The sequence below is a fragment of the Pseudomonas sp. SZ57 genome, assembly GCF_009495975.1.
In the GTDB taxonomy this organism is placed as follows: Bacteria; Pseudomonadota; Gammaproteobacteria; order Pseudomonadales; family Pseudomonadaceae; genus Aquipseudomonas; species Aquipseudomonas syringae.
Map to the genome: position 1 here is coordinate 629,856 of NZ_WIBD01000002.1, position 19,467 is coordinate 649,322.

The following is a 19,467-nucleotide window of genomic DNA, read 5'->3' on the forward strand; positions in this document are numbered from 1 at the left end:
CCCCAACTCTTTTTATCGAGTTATCGACATTAAATGCATCAACGCCGAAAAATCAATTCACCCTAAAGCCTCCCGCGCCACGCACGGGAGGCCTGTCGAATCACTGTTGCCCGGACAACTTCATGATCATTCGCGACAGCAAGTAGATCCGCGGCGCCACGCTGCCTACTTCGGCATACTCTTCGGGCGTATGGATATTGCCGCCGACAATCCCGAAGCCGTCCAGCGTCGGTGTACCCACGCTGGCAGACAGACTTGAATCCGCCGCCCCGCCGCTGCCCTCGATGGTCAGGGTGCGACCCAGTTCGCCGTAGATGCCTTGCGCCATCGCGACCAATGCATCGGACTGCGCGGTTTGTGGCATTGGTGGCAGGCCACGGACCAGGCTGGTCTTGACCTCGGTATCAGGCACCAGCTTGTTGGCCGACACCCTGGCCAGATCCTGCTCGACGCGGTCGAACTCCTCCGGTACGGCAGCACGCACATCGGCCTTGGCGCTGGCCTGATCGGGAATCACGTTGGTGCGATCCCCTGCCTTGAGCACGGTAAAGTTGATGGTGGTTTTCTTCTCCTCGTCACCCAGCTTGCCGAGTTGCAGGATCTGATGGGCAACTTCGGTCGCGGCGTTACGTCCCAGCTCAGGCGCAACGCCTGCATGCGAGGCCTTGCCTTTGACTTCGACCAGCGCGGTGGCCGAGCCTTTGCGCCACACCACCAGACCGTCGGCCGGACGACCCGGCTCCAGGTTGAGGGTGACGTCATGCTCCTTCGCGGTTTTCTTGATCAGCTCGGTAGCGACGCCTGAGCCGGTCTCCTCGCTGGCGTCGAGCAACACCGTGATCTGTGCGTAGTCGGTGAACTTCAGGTTGTGCAGCACCTTCAGCGCATAGATAGCCGCAACGATGCCGCCTTTGTCATCCATCACCCCTGGGCCGTAGGCACGCCCGTCTTTGATATGAAACGGTCGCTCGGCCGCAGAACCTTCCTTGAACACGGTGTCCATGTGCGCCATCAGCAGAATCTTCGCCTTGCCGGTGCCTTTCAGGGTGGCGATGACGTGGTTGCTGGCTTCTGGCGTATTTGGAACGAGCTCGATGGTGGCACCGAGCTTTTTCAGTTCTTCGATCGCGATGTCGCTGACCTTGGTCAGGCCCGGTACATACCCGGAACCCGAGTCGATGTTCACCAGACGCTCCAGCAGCTTCAAGGCTTCGTCCTTGTATTGCTCGGCATCGGCCTGGATGGCCTTGTGCGGTTCGGCCATGGCCGCCGGTGCCAAGGCTGTCAACGCAAGCGCCAGGGCGAGATGGGCAGCCAGTGGCGAGCGGGTAAATGAGCGCATGTGTTTCATCCTTGTGTTCGATCATCGAGGTTTTTTCAGGACCATACCCTACACACGTACCGGCCGTCATGGCTCAGCTCGCCTTGCGCCAGCGCTCGAAGCGGTCGAACAGCAGCGCATAGAGGATCGGAATCAGGCCCAGTGTCACCAGCGTACCCAACGCAAGGCCACCCATGATGGTGATCGCCATGCCCTCCCAGAGCGGACCGGCAAACAGCATCAGCGGCACCAGCCCGATGATGCAGGTCAGTTTGGTCATCACGATCGGCCGCAAGCGCTTGATCGCGGCATTGACCACTGCGTCACGCACCGACAGGCCTTGCTCGCGCTCAGCCTCGATACGTTCGAGCAGCAGCACGGCATTGTTGACGATGATGCCAGCCAGCGACAGCAGCCCGAAAGTGGCCATGAAGCCGAACGGATAGCCGGTGAGCACCAACGCCAGCGCCACGCCGATCAGCACGAAGGGCACGCTGGAGATGACGATCAGCAGCTTGCGGAACGAATTGAACTGCCAGACGAACAACAACAGCATCGCGACCAGTGCGTGTGGCATGTACTGCAGCAGCGCCTGATTGGCCTCGGCCGAGTCTTCTATTTCGCCACCCGGTTCGATGTGGTAACCCGCCGGCAGGCTGATTGCAGCTATCTGCGGTGCCAACTGCTCGACGATCGAGGTCGCTGTCATTGACGGATTGTGTCCGACCACCGTGATCGCGCGTTGCAGATTACGCCGCTGGAGGGTCGATGCCTCGGCCCTGGGCTCGACAGTGGCAATGGCCGACAACATCAACGGCGCACCCCCGGAAGCCGGGTAAATCAATGTGCTGTCCAGATCATTGCCCGGTTTGCTCAGCGTGCTCTGCTCGCGCGCCACAATGGCGACAGCAGTATCGCCATCCTGCAGCGACGACACGGACAGCCCGCTGTTTCTCAGTTGCAGGGCCTGGGCGATGTCCTGAGTGGCAACACCGGCCTGCAGAGCCTTGTACGGATCGACGACAACGTCGTAACGCAGCAATCGGGTCCGCCAGTCATCGTGGACATCAAGGGTTCCAGGCAACGCCGACAACGCCTGCTCGATCTGTCGGGCAGTACCGCGCAACACTTCCTCGTCAGGACCGATGACCCGGTAGACCGCAATCCCCGCCTCGGTGGTGCCCATCGAGAATCGTTTGGGCTGCGCTTCGATTTCGGGGTGCTGCGCGAGGATAAACTGCCGTGTGCGCTCGATCACCGCATCAAGGTCGGCACCCTCGCGCACGCTGACAGTGAAATAGGCGATATTCGGCGCCGGCAACGGGGGATTGAGTCCAAGCACGATCCGCGGCCCGCCACTGGCGACATAGCCAATACTGTGTTCCACATCCTGATCGCTGCTCAGCCACTGGCTGATATCACGCACCGCTCGCGACGTGTCTCGCGAGCTGCTGCCGGGCTCCAGCACCAGCGGAATCTGGAACTGCATGCGGTCTGACTTCGGCAGAAAATCGTACGGCACCCGGGTCAGCACCACGACCGCCAACGCCAGCAACCCCATCATGCAGGCAATGAAGAGCAGCGAGTGATTCAGCAACCCCTCGATGACCTTGCGATAGCCGCGGTAGAACACCGAGGCATACTCATCGGCATCATCCCCTGACGCTTTGACGGCCGGCACTCTGGCGAAGTGAAAGCACAACAGAGGCGTCACCGTGACGCTGAGCAGCCAGGAGCTGATTAGCGTCGTGGCGAGCACGACCGCCAGCGAACGCAGGTATTCGTTGGTGCTGGTCTGCCCCAGAAAGAAGGGCGAAAACGCCAGAACGATGACCAGTGAAGAAGTCAGCAGAGGGATCATCAAGGTGCGCCCTGCTTCCTCACAGGCACTTCGTCGATCCTCCCCCGCATGCAGGCGCCGCTCGATGTCTTCGGCGATGACGATGCCGTTGTCCACCAGCAAGCCCAGCGCCAGGATGATTGCGGCAATCGACACCGTCTGCAGCTCGATCCCCAGTGCGCGCATGACCAGCAGCGTACTGAGGATGGTCAAGGGCACAATCACCCCGACCACCAGGCCGGTGCGCCAGCCCAGAAATAGCATGACCACGCACATCACGATCACCACCGTCTCGGCCATGACGTGATACATCTTGCTCATCTCGTGCTCGACCACGCTGGACTGGAAGGTCACCACGTGCAAGGTAAAGCCCGTCGGAAGTTGCTGCTCCAGCTCACCGAGTCGCTTGCGCAAGGCTTCACCGAAGGTTTGCACATTGAGGCCTGGCTGCATCGAAACCGCCAGTACCACAGCATCCTGTCCCTGGTAGATCGCTTCGGTTTCCGGCGGATCGACAGGGCTCACCGATACCCGGCTCAGGTTCTGCAACGCGACCTTCTGACCATTGGGCAACTGCACCGGGAACTGTCGAAGCTGCTCCAGCGAAAGCACCTCGCCACTGATCGAAAGCGTGGTGCTCTGCTGGCCGATGACCGGGTTGCCTCCTGTCGCGATCAGGTTGCGGGCTTGCAGTTGCTGAAGCAGCTGTTGCGGGGAAAGTCCGGCGGCGGCCAGCGTCTGGTGCTCGACATCGAGGTAGATGCGTTCATCCTGCAGACCATATAGCTGGACCTGATCGACGCCCTTGAGCGCATAAAGCTGATTGCGCAAACGTTTGATCGGGCCGCGTATCTCGCTCATGGTGAAACCCGGTGCGGTCAGCGCGACCGAAGCCACGGCCACGCGACCGAAATCATCATCGACAAACGGCCCTTGGGTGCCGGGCGGAAAACCACCGCTCGTTTCGCTCACCTTCGCCCGGAGCCGTTGCCACAGCAGCCCAAGATCCTTGACGTTGTCATACGCCGTGACCTGCACGATCACTCGGCCAGGCTGGACCGTGGTGAGCACGTTCTTGATCTCGGCCAGTTCACGGATACGCTCTTCGAGTGGCCTGGCGAGCAGTTCCTCGCTGCGCTCTGCGGACAGCCCTTCCAGAGACACACTGACCAGTGCGTCGCGAACGGTCACCGACGGCTCTTCCTGAGAAGGAAAGCTCAAAAAAGTCGCGACACCGGCCAGCAAAATCAGCAAGGCGGCAAACAGGGTCAGGCGGCTTGCGCCCATGGCGCGGGAAGTAAGGTTCATTGCGCGGCACCGCTCAGGCGAGTGTCTGAATGAAACAGCGTTACTGGCTGACCGTCCTGCAGAAAAGCAGCGCCGGCAGTGACCACTTGCTCACCAGCGGTTAGCCCGCTGACGACCACTGCCCGTCCTTCTCTGACCGTACTCAGCGTGACAGAGCGGACGGCGACTGTTCCTCCCGGCTGGTAGACGAAGACTTCGGCAAGGTGGCTGCTGGTCCCCATCCATAACGCTTGCACCGGGACCGACAGTGCTTGTGCGTCGGCAGCGGGATGCATTTGCACAAGTAGCGTGACGCCACTGGGCAGCCTGCCGGCAGGTCGCAGCACTCGGAACACGGCCGTTCTGACCAGCCCGTCATCGGCTCGGGGCGAAATGCCTTCCAGGGCGAGATCAAACCCTACCGTACCGTCTGCGCTGCTGGAGGCGCTGGCGAGGTCGCCCGGCTCAAGCGACTCGGCAAGTGCCAACGGAACAGCCGCCACCACTTGTTGCTCTGCGGCGGATTCGATATCCAGCAGCACCTGCCCGGCGGGCAACAAGCTCTGCGGTTGTGCATGACGGGCCACCACGCGCCCGGCAAAGGGTGCGATCAACCGGGTGCGATCCAGTTCGCGACGGGCCAGGTCCAGCTCGGCTTGCGTGCGCATCAGCTCGGCGCTGGCTTGTTCACTGGACGACTGGGCCGACTCGACCACGCTCTGGGCGACACTGCCAGCTGCGAGCAGGTTTTGCTGACGCTGGTAGTTACGCTGGCGCTCCAGCGCCTGAGCCCGAGCCAGCCGCAAGGCGGCCTGCGCCTCCTGCAGGCGCAACTGCGCAGGCTGCGGATCAAGGCGGGCGAGCACCTGGCCCGGCTTGACGCTATCGCCAATGTCGACCCGCAGCTCTGTCAGGGTGCCTGCCGATTCAAACGCCAGACTGGCGCGCTCCTGCTGTCGAACGGTGCCGATGAAGCGCAGCGCAGCGCCCTCTCCCGCCCGCACCGTCTCAACCTTGACTGCCCGGACAGGCGGAGCACTGGCCGTCTGTTTATCACCGCAGCCACTGATCATCAGAGTGATCAGCACGACGCCGCAAGCGCGTGACACACACCGCCGTAGAGCCAGAAACGCATCAGGATTCAATCGCATGGCAGGCTTCAACCCTTCAGAAAGCGTAATTCAAGGCAATCAGGCCACTGCCTTCGGCATCGGTCTCGACCAGTGGGCTGCCACGGGTCTGATCGGTGTAGTGCGTCACCCCGACGCTGGCGACGGTTGACCAGTGGGCGTCGAAGGTATGCTGCCAGGCGAGCGCCGCCGAGTACGCATAAATGCCGCTGTCTGCGTTGAAACGGGAGAAGCCGGTGCGCTGACTCTGGATCGGACTCACGCCGAAATAGGTCTGGTTGTAACGACCGTCACCGGCGTGCGCATCGATGTCGAGGGTCACCGTATCGGTCTGGCTGTGATAAGCGATGCCCTCGAAGCCCAACCGATAGCGATTGCCACGTTTTTCGCCAGCCACCCGCAGTTCGGCCTCGGCACTGACGGACAGCCACGGCATGAGTTGCTGAGAAACCATGAAGTCGCCAACGGTCGCGCCCTTGACGGTGCCCATCCCTCTCAGCTCGTTGGAACCAGGCCGATTCGTGCTGTTTTTCTCGGTACGACCGAAATCGTAATTGAGTGCAGCACTGGCACCGAACCCGGAATCTGACTGCCATTGCAGCCCCAGACCGCGCGTGGTGTCGGCGAAGAAGATACCGCGCTGGACCGTCAGCATGGGCACCACCTGACTGCGGTATTCATCGGCCCCCATGTAGCGCGGCAGCACAGCCATGCCGAGCCCGAAATTGACGTTGAACCGGTCACCCAGCATCGACTGGCTTTCAGCGGTGCTGTCCTGGGCACAGGCATGACCGGCCAGGGTCATGGCCGCAGAGGTGATCAATACGGTCAGCACAGGTTTAAGCAGCGCAGACCGCAGGTGAGTACGAGAGATTGCAGGGCTCATGGGGATACTCCGGTTTCATTCAGGATTGGGGTGGGGTTGTCGGTTCTGCTCCGTGCAGCACTCGAAACAGATCGACGCGGTTTTGCTGCAGCGCGTCGAGAGACTTGCGAGCGGCTGCGTCGGCTTCGGCAATACGGAGAGTGGAAACCAGCAATGCAGTACGCTCGACAGCGCCCGCATTGAGTTCAAAGGTCAGGCGCCGCACTTTTTCCTGGACCAGCGCAACCCGCTCGACCTCGTTGCGGACATGGTTCAGGGCCTGCTGACGGCGGGTCAGCACGGCGGACATTTCACGGAAGGCGTTCTGCACGGCCTTTTCATACTCGGCCACTGCGATCTGCTGACGCACCTTGGCAAGATCCAGGTTGGCCTGATTACGCCCGCCGTCGAACAGCGGCAGATTCAATTGCGGGGTGAACAGCCAGGCACCGCTGCCGTTGCTGAACAAGGTGCGCAGGCTGTCGCTCTGCAAGCCCACGCCGGTACTGAGTTTTATGGACGGAAAGAACGCCGCACGGGCAGCACCAATGTTGGCATTGCTGGCCTTGAGGGCTTCTTCGCGCTGACGGATGTCAAAGCGTTCCAGCAGGCGCTGAGACGGCAGATTCGACAGCCAGGCCGGCGTCTCGACCAGCGCGGCGGTCAGCGCAGGCGTGCCTGGCGTGCTGACGGGCAACGCTGTCGAATAGCCGGTGAGCAACAACAAGGCCTGCGACGCGTTGGCGTGATCGCTTTCCGCATCCTGTACCTGCTGTTGCGCGCTCAGGGTGTCGAGGCGCTGTGCCATCAGATCATCCAGCGATAGCGCACCTTGACGCTGCTGCTCTTCGCCCGCCTTGACCAGCATCAGCCGGGCCTCGTGAACCGCCTGCGAATCCTGCTGCACGGCAGCGGCCAGACGCTCGGCCAGCCAGGCGCGGGCGACTTCCGCAATCAGTGCACTGCGTGCCGCCTGCTGGCCGTAGGTGCTGGCCAGATAATCGTGCCGCGCCGCCTCCGACAGGCTGCGCACGCGCCCGAAGAAATCCAGTTCGAAGTCAGAGACGCCCACCGACGCGATGGAAATGTCCTGGCCATAACGCTCGTCGGCGGCCGCATTATCGAAGTGCTGACGATCGCGCTCGACACCTGCGGCAAGGGTCGGAAAGCGATCGGCGCGGGTAATGCCGCGCATTGCTCTGGCCTCCTCCACACGCAGCACCGCCACACGAAAATCGCGATTGAACGCCAGAGCCGATTGCAGCAGACCGCGCAGCTCTCCCTTTGGCGATAACTCGCCAGCCAGCGCTTCTTCGTCGGCGCTGAGCACGACGGCTGTGGAGGTATTCGCAGCCGCGACCACAGCGGACACCTGATCGACAGGGACCGGCAACGCTGGACGCTGATAGGCCGGTATCAACGAGCAGCCCGAAAGAACCAGGCTCGCCAGCATGGCCAGGCAATACCGGCGGCGGTTGCGGATACGCTTGGACAGCGGTGTACTCATCGGCATAGGATCTGTCCGCGACAGTGGGCTCTGGACAGCATCCTGAACGTCGACTTTCAACAAACCGTTCGTGAATTATCAAGATTTGATCAAGAGGCGCGCTCGTGTCAGGAAAACGCATTCTTATCGTTGAAGACGACGCCGACAGTGCCAGCATTCTCGAGGCTTACCTGCGTCGTGACGGCTTCAACGTCGGGCTGGCCGAAAACGGTCAGCGCGGTATCGATATGCACCGTCAGTGGAAACCCGACCTGATTCTGCTGGACGTCATGCTGCCGCTTGTCAGTGGCACCGACGTGCTGTCGGCCGTCCGGCGCTGCAGCGACACGCCGGTGATCATGGTCACCGCCATGGGCGACGAACCGGAAAAACTCGGTGCCTTGCGCTATGGGGCCGACGATTACGTGGTCAAGCCCTACAACCCTCGGGAAGTGGTGGCCCGCGTGCATGCGGTTCTGCGGCGCTCCCAGCAGAACGGCAACAACGAGCGTCATTTGCGCTACCAGAACCTGCTGGTGGAGCTGGATGCGGTCACCGCGATCATTGAAGGTCAGGATGGCGCAGAGACCGTACTCGACCTGACACCTACCGAGTTCAAGATCCTTTCCACGTTGCTGAAAACGCCGTCCAAGGCCTTCACTCGCGAAGAACTGCTGGAAATCTGCCTTCCCGACAGCGAGGCGCTGGCCAGGGTTGTCGATGCGCATGTGCATAACCTGCGGCGCAAACTGGAAATCCATGGCGTGGACAACGTGCTGGTCACCGTCCGTTCGGTTGGCTATCGGTTCAGGTGATCCTCATGCGACATTTTTTCAGGCACAGACAAAAACCGTTGTGGCACTGGGTCGGCATGCGCATGAGCATGCTCGCCGTCGGTGCGGTCATCGTCATCGCATTTTGCATGTGGCTGCACGTCACGGTCTCTGACTGGCTCACCCTGCAGGCCATGCCGGCCGACGTGCGCATGGAGTTCCTGCGGCTGCAGGCCGAGCCCACCCTGGACATGGTCAAGCTGCGCGAACTGTTCTTCGAGTATTACCCGATCGAAAACCTGCTGCCGGGCATTGCCAACAAGGAATGGTGGGTGCTGGCAGCGCTGGTGTCGATCGCGATCCCGATCATCATATTCTTCGGCTTTCTGTTTTCCCGTCCGCTTTCCAGCCAGTTCTCCTCGATTGCCAGGGGCGCACGTCAGGTCGCCCAGGGTGACTTCAAGACGCGCCTGCCGATGAGCACCAACGGTCCGGACGAATTGCAGGCGCTGGTCAGCGACTTCAATACCATGACCACCCAGCTCGGCCGTTACGAACTGGAAGTCAGCGAGTCCAGTGCCATGATTGCCCATGAGCTGCGCACGCCACTGAATGCCGCCATGGGACGCATACAAGGCATGATCGACGAAGTGTTCCCGCGTGACCTGGCACAACTGGAAATGGTCCACCGCCAGCTCGACCAGTTGAACAAACTGGTGAGTGATCTGCACCTGCTCTCGCTCGCCAGCGCGGGTCAGCTGACCCTGGACAAGACGGAGTTTTCCCTTGAGAAACTGGTGGTCGAACGTCTGAGCTGGTTTGCCACGCCGCTCGATGAGGCAGGTGTCGCCGTGACGATCGATATCCCGCGGAAATTGACCGTCAACGCCGACCGTGACCGGATCGGTCAGGTGGTGAATATTCTCGTCGATAACGCGCTGCGCTATTCGGCGATGGGCAGAGAGCTGCTGATTGTCGGCAAAACCAGCGCTGGGCGCATGGAACTGACCGTCTCGGACCGCGGCCCCGGCTTTGATTCGGAGAACCTCGAACAGGTCTTCGACCGTTTCTGGCGTGCCGAACGTTCGCGGGCGCGCTATTCGGGAGGCAGCGGCCTTGGCCTGTCCATCGCCAGAGCCATTTGCCTTGAGCATGACGGCACTATCGAGGTCCGCAACAGGCCAGGCGGAGGATCCGTCATCCGCCTGGAGATTCCGGGCTGAGCCTGCCTGCCCGGCCCCGCAGATCAGTGCCCCATCAACGAGTCGATACCGTCCGGCTTGTCGTGCACACCAAACCGGTCCACCAGCGTGGCGGTGGCCCGGTTCATGCCGATAACGTCGACGCTGATGCCTGCCTTTCTCAGTTTCAAAACCACCTTGTCCAGTGCGGCCACAGCGGTGATGTCCCAGAAATGCGCCTCGCGCAGATCGATGACCAGTGTCTCGAGGCTTTCACGCAAGTCGAATGAGGCCATGAAACGGTCAGCGGAAGCGAAGAATACCTGGCCGGTGACGTAGTAGGTGCGATGGCTGTGGAAGGGATCACGGTGCGACGTGACGTCAAGGAAGTGAGCGATCTTGCTGGCAAAGAACATCGAGGCAAGCAGAGAACCGACCAGCACACCGTAGGCAAGGTTGTGGGTCGCCACGACCACCACCACAGTGACCACCATCACGATGTTGGTCGAGAGCGGGTATTCCTTGAGGTTGCGGATCGATCCCCAACTGAAGGTACTGATCGACACCATGATCATCACCGCCACCAGCGCCGCCATCGGAATACGCGCCAGCCATTCGCCCAGAAACAGCATCATGATCAACAGCAGCAAACCCGCACTGAGGGTTGAAAGGCGTGTTCTGCCTCCAGACTTCACGTTGATCATCGACTGGCCGATCATGGCGCAGCCAGCCATGCCGCCGATCAGACCCGTGGCGATATTGGCAATGCCCTGCCCTTTGCACTCACGGTTTCGGTCACTGGTGGTATCGGTCAGGTCATCGACGATGGTCGCGGTCATCATCGACTCCAGCAGGCCCACCACAGCCAGCGCGGCGGAATACGGCAGAATGATCAGCAGCGTGTCGAGATTGAGCGCGACGTCCGGCCACATGAAGGTCGGCAGGCTGTCGGGCATTGCGCCCATGTCTCCCACGGTTCGTACATCAAGCCCCATGTAAATGGAAATTGCGGTGAGCACCAGAATGCACACCAGCGGCGAAGGCAGCAGCTTGCCCAGCACCGGCACGCGCGGGAACAGGTAGATGATTGCCAGGCCCGCTGCGGTCATCGCGTACACCGGCCAGGTCACATGGGTCAATTCCGGCAACTGGGCCATGAAGATCAGAATCGCCAGTGCATTCACGAACCCGGTAACCACCGAGCGTGAAACGAAGCGCATCAACTCACCCAGGCGCAGATAGCCGGCGATGATCTGCAGTACGCCGCAGAGCAAGGTGGCGGCCAGCAAATACTGAAGCCCGTGCTCTTTGACCAGATTCACCATCAGCAAGGCCATCGCACCTGTAGCTGCAGAAATCATCGCCGGGCGTCCGCCCACGAAAGCGATGACCACGCAGATACAGAACGACGCGTAAAGCCCGACTTTCGGGTCTACTCCGGTGATAATGGAGAACGCGATGGCCTCTGGAATCAGGGCCAATGCAACAACCAGCCCGGCCAATACATCGGCACGAACGTTGGAAAACCACGTAGCTTTGATTTTTTCGAGCATGGAAATACCTGTGACAGACGCAGCAAGACGCACGGCAGCAGTTGCCGGACGAGCAGGAGCATCGGTTTTCGATTGAGTAGTCAGAGTGGGAGTGGCGGCGACCAAAAAACGGGCGCAGCAACGGGCGACTGCAGCAAGAAGGCAGTCAGGTGTTGCGAGGGGGGCGTAGCGCTAAGGCGGCGTAGGCAGCCAGTTGGAACGGGACACGTCTATTTCCTTCGATGGGTCGTAAGGCGCTGGCATCATAGACCTATCCGTTTGAGTGATTCAAGGGCAAGTCATCTCCCCGAACGACCTGAGTGACGGATGGCGCAACACCCTGAAACACGCAAAAAAGCCATCTGATACTGTTTTTTACAGCTGTTGTGTCTCTGTTCGTTATGACCTGTTTCGCTCATGATGCAGCCTTGCTCATTTGAAGCCGCTTATGAAACGCTACGAAAAATTCGCCGCCGACATCTCGGAAATGATTCGCAGCGGCGTCCTGCCCGCCGGGGAAAAAGTCCCGTCCGTACGCGTCGCGAGTCGCACATGGTCCGTCAGCCCCGCGACGGTCTTCAAGGCCTATTACCTGCTGGAAGACAAGGGACTGATTCAGGCCCGCGCACGCTCCGGGTATTACGTGCGCGAGCATGCCGCCAATGCACTGACCGAGCCTGAACTGATCAGACACACCAGCGAAGGCACCGAACTGGGCGTCAGCGACCTGATCTTTTCAGTGCTCGGCTCGCTCAAGGACCCGGACACCGTGCCGTTCGGCTCGGCGTTTCCCAGCCCGCACCTGTATCCGCTGGCGAGCCTGGCAAAGTCCATGGCATCAGCTGTGCGTGCGCTGACGCCTGCGGGCATCGTCAGCGACATGACCACCGGGAATCCCGAACTGCGCCGACAGATCGCCCTGCGCTACATGATCAGTGGCGTGCGCTTGCCGGCGGACGAACTGGTCATCACCAATGGTGCGATGGAAGCCCTGAACCTGTGCCTGCAGTGCGTCACCGAGCCCGGCGACCTGGTCGCCATCGAAGCCCCGGCGTTCTATGCCTGCCTTCAGGTGCTGGAGCGTCTGAAGCTGAAAGCCGTCGAAATCCCCGTGCATCCGCGTGACGGCGTGGACCTCGACTCGCTGCAGGACAGCCTGACACGCCTGCCGATCAAGGCTTGCTGGTTCATGAGCAGCTTTCAGAACCCATTGGGCGCGAGCATGACTCAGGAAAACAGGATCAGGCTCTACGACCTGCTGGAACAGCATCAAATCCCGTTGATCGAGGACGATGTGTACGCCGAACTGTATTACGGCGCCAAGGCGCCTCACCCGGTGAAAAGCCTGGATCGCAGCGGACTGGTGATGCACTGCAGCTCGTTTTCCAAGACCCTCGCACCCGGCTATCGGGTCGGCTGGGTGGCAGGCGGGCGTTACACCGAGCAGATTGACCGCCTCAAGCTCATGACCACCCTCTCTCCTTCGGTCCCCGCCCAGGCCGCGCTCGCCGACTACCTCAAGCATGGCGGCTATGACCGCCATCTGCGTAAACTGCGTGACACTCTCGAACTGCAACAAGGCGCGATGCTCGCCGCTGCCGCCCGCTATTTCCCGGCGGCGACACGCGTCACCCGCCCCGTCGGCGGCTACTTTCTGTGGTTCGAATTCCCCGAGCAGGTTGATTCGCTGCAGCTCTTTCAACTCGCGCTAGCACAGGGCATCAGCCTCGCACCCGGCCCGATCTTTTCCGCATCACGGCGCTTCAAGAACTGCGCGCGCCTCAACTACGGCACGCCCTGGGACGAACGCAGCGAGCAGGCCATGGCGATGCTGGGGCGTATCCTCGCGTCGTTCTGAGCGCTTTCATGCCTTGCATAAAGGCAACTGATCCGTATTTTTAAGCCGTTTCTGAATCTGTACCAGAATCTGTATGAGCACGATAATGGCAGCGCTTTCAAACGCGCAGGCCAACCGCCAGAAGCGGCGCCTGCGGCTCGTTACAGACGGATCGATCAGCAGGAGACGCTCATGGGCAAGCTCGGACTTTCTTTGATAGGTTTTTTATTGTTGGCAATCGCGGTGGGTTTGTTGGGGACTATTTCGCCGTATTGAGGCGCCGCAAGCCAGGAATGCTGAAGCCGCGTTGCATTAGCGCCAAAACGAAAAAACCCGCCATCACAGACTGTGTGAAAACCTAGCAATCTGCGCAGCGCTCAAAGAAAATGCTCCGTATCGAAAGATACAGAGCATTTTTCGTTATGGCCTACATCCAAGGTGAGTCCCGCAGCCAGACCAGCCTATTCCCGGTCTCGCTGGAAGAGTTGATCCCTGAGGATCACCTCGTTCGTGTCATTGACCTGTACGTTACCAAGCTCGATCTGGTGCAACTGGGCTTCGATAAAGCGATTCCAAAAAGCACGGGGCGCCCTGCTTATGATCCCGCCGATCAGCTAAAACTCTACCTTTACGGCTATTTTCAGCGGATTCGCTCATCGCGACGTCTTGAAGCCGAGTGTCAGCGCAACATCGAAGTGATGTGGCTGATCAACCGGCTCAAGCCCGACTTCAAGACCATCGCCGATTTTCGCAAGAACAATAAACCCGCCTTCATCGCGACCTGCCGTGCTTTCGTTCGATTTTGTCGCACGGCAGGCTTGATCGCCGGTGAGTTGGTGGCCATCGACGGCAGCAAGTTTCAGGCGGTCGCATCCTCACGGCGTCATGTGAATTTGAAGCAGCTCAAGCGCCAGGAAGAAAAACTGGATAAGCGCATCGCTCAGTATCTGGCCGAGCTGGATGAGGCCGACAAGGCTGAAACCACAGATTCAATTGATCGCAGCGCAATCAAAACAGCCCTGGCGCAGCTTGAGGCTCGACAACAGGATAATCAGAGTTGCCAGGCACTGATGCGTTCGATGGGCATCGAACAGTTCAACACTCATGAAAGCGATGCCCGAATGATGCGCACGGCCAAAGGGCCCCGTGTGGCCTACAACGTGCAAACCGTCGTGGACGCCGAGCATTGCCTGATTTTGCATCATGAGGTCACCCAGGATGGCGATGACCGAAAGCAACTGGAGCCGATGGCCAAGGCCGCCAAAGCAGAGTTACAGCAAGATGAGCTGACGGTCACTGCCGATGCCGGCTACTCCAATGGCAAGCAGTTTCAGGCCTGCGAGGATGCTTCGATTACGGCCTATGTACCGCCCAATCGTTCGAAAAACCCTGGCAGTCAGGAAGAGCAGCTCTTTGAGCGAAAAGACTTTATCTATGAGGCCGGACACGATCGTTTCCAGTGTCCGGCAGGCAAATGGTTAACGCTAAAACAGCACAACAAAGGTGATCGGATCTATCAGGCTGAGGTCGATGACTGCGCCAACTGCGCGCTGAAAACGCAATGCACTCGAGCCCAGCGCCGTTATGTCTCACGACATGCCCATGAAGAGGCTTTCGAGCGGATGGAGCAAAGAATGCAGGCGCATCCTGAGATGATGGCCAACCGAAGATCCATCGTTGAGCACCCCTTCGGCAACCTCAAGCAATGGCTATTTGGTAATGGCCGTTTCTTGCTGCGACAACTGGAGGGTACAAAAGCTGAAATGGCCTTGGCGGTGAATGCCTATAACCTGAAACGAGCGATTAAAGTGCTCGGTGTGCGCCATCTGATGGCTTTGATGGGCTGAGCGGTCATTTTTTCGTCTGCTGCCAATACAAAACAAAACGCCCCGAACAAGTCGGGGCGTTTGCTTGGGCCTTCATCAGTGTGTTTTCACACAGTCTGTTCAGGCGGGTTTTTTCTTGTTCAAAGGCCTACACATCGCCTTTGAAATATCGTCTGGCTCCACGACCTGGACTCGAACCAGGGACCCAGTGATTAACAGTCACTTGCTCTACCAACTGAGCTATCGCGGAATGAGCGCTATGTTACTGATTCGGAAAAGGAAGTCAAGCAGAGCAGAAAAAAATCCTGCTCGTTCATCCGGATGCCATTTCCGGCCAGACAGGGCACAGTTCGATAGACTGCCTGCCAGACACGGTAGTCCTACTTGATCCGGTAGTGAAAGGTATTCTTCACCCCGGACACTGTCACCGCCCTGCCCTCGACGATCCTTGGCTGATAACGAAAGGTCTGCGCTGCGGTCAGTGACGGGCGCATGAACAAAGGGTGGCAGGCACCCTGCACTTGCGGGTTGACCACTGTGCCTTGCGGTGACACGTCGTAGACCACCGTGCAATCACCCTCGATGCCTTTGTCCAGTGCCCGTTCGGGATAGTCCGGGGCCTCCTTGCTCAGCGGCTGGTACTGGCTGCTGTCGGCAGCGGCAGTCTGTTGCTGTGCTGACTGCTGCGCCTGACGGGCACGCTCGGCGGACTGGCGTGCCTGCTCAGCCTGACGCTGCTGCTCGATCTGCTGACGTTGCTGTGCGGCCAATTGCTGTTCCTGTTGCTTGCGCTGCTCGGCCTCGCGCAGGCGTTGGGCATTCTGCAGTTGCTCGCGCTCGTGCTTTTGCTCTTCGACGCGCTTGCGGGCCACTGCAGCCTGGTCAGGTTGACGCTGCGGCTCTGCCTGCGGTTTCGCAGCTTCGAGCGGTTTGCTGACCGGCAATGATGCCGGTGCAGGGGGTGGCGGCGCCTGCACCGGCTCGGTTACCGGTGCCGCCGCCACCGCGACTGGCTCAGGCGCGGGCGCTGGCGGCAGAATCAGTAATTGGGTGGTCAGGGTTCTGACCTGTTCGGGCGGTTTTTCCCGGGCGCTCCAGCCGAGCATCAGACCGCTAAGCAGTGCGCCATGCAACGCCAGCGCGACCGCCGCCGCGAGGCCATTGCGGCGCAGCCAGGGCCCGGTCACCCATTCGCGGCGCGGCGGCTGATAGTCGAGGGTCAGGGTGTTCATTGCGGCGCCTCGGTCACCAGCCCCAGTTGCGTCACGCCACTGCGTTGCAGAGCCGCCATGGCAGCGACCACACGACCGTAATCGGCTTTATCATCCGCACGGATGAACACTTGCGTGTCGTTGCGCTCGGCCACCAGTTGGGCAACGCGCGCCTGCATGTCCTCCAGGCTCGCGGCCTGATCGGTCTGCGCCTGAGTGTCGACGGTGTCGCCCAGGTTCCAGTAGTAGCCGCCCTGCGCCTTGACGGACAACGTCACGATACGCTGCCGGGTGTCGGTGACGAGCGCTTCGCTGGCGATTTTCGGCAACTCGATTTTCACGCCTTGGGTGAGCATCGGCGCCGTCACCATGAAAATCACCAGCAGCACCAGCATCACGTCGATGTAAGGCACGACATTCATTTCGGCCTTCGGGCCATGTTTGCGTTGCGGTTTGACCAGCATGACAAGTCCTCAGGCCGCAGCGGCCATATTGCGTGTCAGGCCTTGCAGGGTGCGGTTCAGGCGCACCTGCAGTTCGTTGCCGAAGCTGTAGTAACGCGCCGTGAGGGTCTGGCCACGGGCGGCAAAGCGGTTGTAGGCGATCACCGCGGGAATGGCCGCGAACAGGCCGATGGCGGTGGCGATCAGCGCTTCGGCAATACCCGGCGCGACCGTCGACAGTGTGGCCTGCTGCACCTGCGACAGGCCGATGAAGGAATTCATGATCCCCCAGACGGTGCCGAACAGGCCGATATACGGGCTGACCGAGCCTACCGTGGCGAGAAACTGCAGGCCTTTTTCCAATTGCAGCTCTTGCTCGCTGATGGCGACCTGCAGCGAGCGCTCGACGCCGGAGAGCACCACATCAGGCTCGATGCCCGGCCGCTGCTTGAGCTGCATGTATTCGGCGTACCCCGCCTGAAACACGTCCTCGATCCCGCCCGCATCGCCCTGCGCAGCGGATGCCTGGGCCTGCAGCGGCGCTAGGTCGGCGGCACTGCGAAAGCGTTGCTGGAAGGCATCCAGTGAGCGCTCGTAATGACGCAGCGCAAGGCTGCGCTGGATGATCAGGAACCAGCTGACCAGCGAGGCGAGCAGCAAAATCAGCATCACGGCCTTGACCAGCAGGCTGGCATCGCTGATCAGGCCCCAGATGGTCATGTGTTCGAGAGTGGCGTGCATCGGGGTAGTCCTCTGTAATGGAACGAATGATTAGCACCGCTTGATGACAAACGACTTACGGCAGCTTCAAGGTCTTCATGACCTCGGCCCACGGCACAAACTTGAAGTTCTGCGCCTGCTCGGGCATGCGCTTGCGTCCGTCCTGAACCACCAGCATGCCTTTGCTCCAGGGGCCGCCGAGGTTCATGGCGGTCACTTCGATGCCGTCGGTTTCCGAGGTGCCGTCGATCCCCGCCTTCGCGTTCAGGCCGACCCGAAAGGCGCCGCGCAGTGCATAAGGCGGCTCGGCATCCACCACCACATAGCTGTCGTTGCCCTGGCTGGAAATCAGCAGATAGTCATGGCCATCACTCTGGTACAGCGCCAGCCCCTCGACGTCGGCGTGCACCACTTCACCCACCTTGATCACGCTGGACAGCGTCGCAGGCTGATCCGCTCGCGCATCGACTTCCCAGACGCCAACGTCTTCTTCACCGAGAAACAGGCGCTGACGCTGGTCATCGGCCACGCAGCCTTCCGGTTGGGTGTCGACCTTGAAGCGGCGCACCAGCTCGCCTTTGGCTTTGCCGTCCGGTGCACTGAGCCGGTACTGGAGAAAGCTGCCATCCTTGCCATTGGCGAAGGCATACAGTTCGCCACTGGCGGGTTTGAACAGGCAGACGCCGTAAATTTCCGCCAATGGCGTGGCAATTTCCCCAGCCTCATGGAGCATGCCGCTGGCCCGGTCGATGCTGAACAGACTCAGGCTGTTGCGATCGCGATTACTCGCCACCGCCAGATCGACGTTCTTGCTACCCAGCATGAAACCGGGGCGCACATCGACATTGTTCAAACGCCCGACCGGCAGTTCCTGTAACTGCTTGCCGCTCAGGTCGTAGGCCAGCAGACCCTGCTTCTTGTTGGTGCCCAGCACCCGGCTGAGCGCCGGATTTTTCGGGTTGACCCAGATCGCCGGGTCGTCGGCGGCGTCCCCCTGACGCCCGACCGACTGGCTCTGGCTGGCCGGCATGACACTCGGCAGCGGCGCAGCAACCGCGACCGGTTTAGGCGCCCAGTTCAGCGCCCCCTGATACAGACGCTCGCCGTCCTTGTCGTTGACCAGCACCTGCAAACCGCCCTGGTCCTGATGCACCGAGAGACCTTCGGGCTTCTTCAGGCTCATCAATGACAGATCGGCCACCGGCGTCCAGGCTGCCTGCTGTTCATCATCCTGCTGCTGATAGAGATGCAACGACTTGCCCTTCGGATCCAGCGCCAGCAGACCGCCAGGCACCACGGCCATTGCCCCGGCGGCCTGTTTCAGCTCGCCAAACGGCTCGCGCAATGCCACCGGCTGCCGGGCGACATCAGCCTCGGGATGCGCCGGGTAGGCCCACCAGCCGATGTTCGCTTCATTGACGAACAACCTGTGCGCGGCATCGTCGACCTGACAAAACTCGGCGTCGGGAGGCAGCGGCAGATTGCGCACCAGGCGCGGCTCGCCGTTGAGCCGGTTGTTCGCACCAATCAGCCATTGCTCGCCCTTGCCCTCTTCGCCCACCAGGAACACAAACAGGTTGCTGGCATCATCGCGGTACAGACACAGGCCGGCCACTGAATAGTCGCGTGTCGGCAGGTAGACCGGCTTCGACCAGTGCATCTTCGTCGGATCGAGCTGGGTCAGCAGTGCCTGTTGACGTGTGTTGTCCAGCGTCGCGACCAGGACGTTGTCGCCCGTTGAGCGACTGTCGAGCCCTTGAAATGAACCCGGCATTTTTGCCAGTTCGCGGCCCTGTTCATCCAGCAGCAACAGGCCGGCCTTGACGCTCGCGGCCAGACGCCGACTGCCGTCACTGTCCGGCAAGAAGGCGACAGACTGAGCCTTGAACGAGGCGTTTTCAGCCCAGCGCGTCAGGTTCAGGTCCATCAGCGACGCGGCCTGCGCAGCCCCGGCTGCCAGGCAAAGCAAGAGCGCCAGGCACACTGGCTTGGGTGGTAGCGAAATCATCATGAAC

The 19,467-nt window shown here is 60.6% G+C and carries 14 protein-coding genes and 1 tRNA gene; 4 read left to right on the plus strand and 11 right to left on the minus strand.

The window, feature by feature from the left end:
• Positions 1–100 precede the first annotated feature (100 nt).
• The 5 genes from GE543_RS02910 to GE543_RS02930 all read right to left on the minus strand — a co-directional run bounded on the left by GE543_RS02910 (position 101) and on the right by GE543_RS02930 (position 7,956).
• The gene (locus tag GE543_RS02910; protein WP_016568387.1) at positions 101–1,342 is read right to left on the minus strand and encodes a M20/M25/M40 family metallo-hydrolase; all 1,242 of its coding nucleotides are present in this window, start codon (positions 1,340–1,342) and stop codon (positions 101–103) included.
• 73 nt (positions 1,343–1,415) lie between these two features.
• Entirely contained in the window at positions 1,416–4,469 is a 3,054-nt protein-coding gene (locus GE543_RS02915; protein ID WP_153220602.1) for an efflux RND transporter permease subunit, read from the minus strand.
• Entirely contained in the window at positions 4,466–5,599 is a 1,134-nt protein-coding gene (locus GE543_RS02920) for an efflux RND transporter periplasmic adaptor subunit (protein WP_153220604.1), read from the minus strand. Before GE543_RS02920 ends, GE543_RS02915 begins: the two co-directional genes overlap by 4 nt.
• Before the next feature lie 16 nt (positions 5,600–5,615).
• Complete coding sequence (locus tag GE543_RS02925) at positions 5,616–6,464, minus strand: MipA/OmpV family protein (RefSeq protein WP_153220606.1); 849 nt, start codon at positions 6,462–6,464, stop codon at positions 5,616–5,618.
• A 19-nt stretch (positions 6,465–6,483) separates the two neighbouring features.
• Positions 6,484–7,956, minus strand: coding sequence for an efflux transporter outer membrane subunit (locus tag GE543_RS02930; RefSeq protein WP_153220608.1), 1,473 nt, complete (start codon positions 7,954–7,956; stop codon positions 6,484–6,486).
• A gap of 98 nt (positions 7,957–8,054) precedes the next feature.
• Between GE543_RS02930 and GE543_RS02935 the strand changes: the two genes are divergently transcribed.
• Together GE543_RS02935 and GE543_RS02940 are read left to right on the plus strand one after the other, a co-directional pair.
• Complete coding sequence (locus tag GE543_RS02935) at positions 8,055–8,744, plus strand: response regulator (protein ID WP_003411441.1); 690 nt, start codon at positions 8,055–8,057, stop codon at positions 8,742–8,744.
• 5 nt (positions 8,745–8,749) lie between these two features.
• Complete coding sequence (locus GE543_RS02940) at positions 8,750–9,925, plus strand: cell wall metabolism sensor histidine kinase WalK (protein WP_153220610.1); 1,176 nt, start codon at positions 8,750–8,752, stop codon at positions 9,923–9,925.
• Positions 9,926–9,948: 23 nt separating this feature from the next.
• Here GE543_RS02940 and GE543_RS02945 read toward each other — a convergent pair whose 3' ends face one another.
• Positions 9,949–11,436, minus strand: coding sequence for a SulP family inorganic anion transporter (locus tag GE543_RS02945; protein WP_003411446.1), 1,488 nt, complete (start codon positions 11,434–11,436; stop codon positions 9,949–9,951).
• 427 nt (positions 11,437–11,863) lie between these two features.
• Between GE543_RS02945 and mapR the strand changes: the two genes are divergently transcribed.
• Together mapR and GE543_RS02960 are read left to right on the plus strand one after the other, a co-directional pair.
• Positions 11,864–13,273: a GntR family transcriptional regulator MpaR gene (mapR, locus tag GE543_RS02950; protein WP_024663831.1), complete on the plus strand. Its 1,410-nt coding sequence runs from the start codon at positions 11,864–11,866 to the stop codon at positions 13,271–13,273.
• Positions 13,274–13,674: 401 nt separating this feature from the next.
• Entirely contained in the window at positions 13,675–15,099 is a 1,425-nt protein-coding gene (locus GE543_RS02960; protein WP_178118527.1) for an IS1182-like element ISPsy6 family transposase, read from the plus strand.
• Positions 15,100–15,252: 153 nt separating this feature from the next.
• Here GE543_RS02960 and GE543_RS02965 read toward each other — a convergent pair.
• The 5 genes from GE543_RS02965 to GE543_RS02985 form a co-directional block, all read right to left on the minus strand.
• Positions 15,253–15,328: transfer RNA gene (locus tag GE543_RS02965), tRNA-Asn, on the minus strand.
• 130 nt (positions 15,329–15,458) lie between these two features.
• Positions 15,459–16,310 carry an energy transducer TonB gene (locus GE543_RS02970; RefSeq protein WP_153220614.1) on the minus strand — a complete coding sequence of 284 codons (852 nt, stop codon included), beginning with the start codon at positions 16,308–16,310 and terminating at the stop codon, positions 15,459–15,461.
• Positions 16,307–16,753 carry a protein TolR gene (gene tolR / locus GE543_RS02975; RefSeq protein ID WP_153220616.1) on the minus strand — a complete coding sequence of 149 codons (447 nt, stop codon included), beginning with the start codon at positions 16,751–16,753 and terminating at the stop codon, positions 16,307–16,309. The genes GE543_RS02970 and tolR overlap by 4 nt, the downstream gene beginning before the upstream one ends.
• 9 nt (positions 16,754–16,762) lie before the next feature.
• Positions 16,763–17,473: a protein TolQ gene (tolQ, locus tag GE543_RS02980; protein WP_003417495.1), complete on the minus strand. Its 711-nt coding sequence runs from the start codon at positions 17,471–17,473 to the stop codon at positions 16,763–16,765.
• Positions 17,474–17,528: 55 nt separating this feature from the next.
• Positions 17,529–19,463 (minus strand): phytase, encoded by a 1,935-nt coding sequence (locus GE543_RS02985; protein WP_153220618.1) that lies wholly within the window; start codon positions 19,461–19,463, stop codon positions 17,529–17,531.
• Between the last annotated feature and the right edge of the window lie 4 nt (positions 19,464–19,467).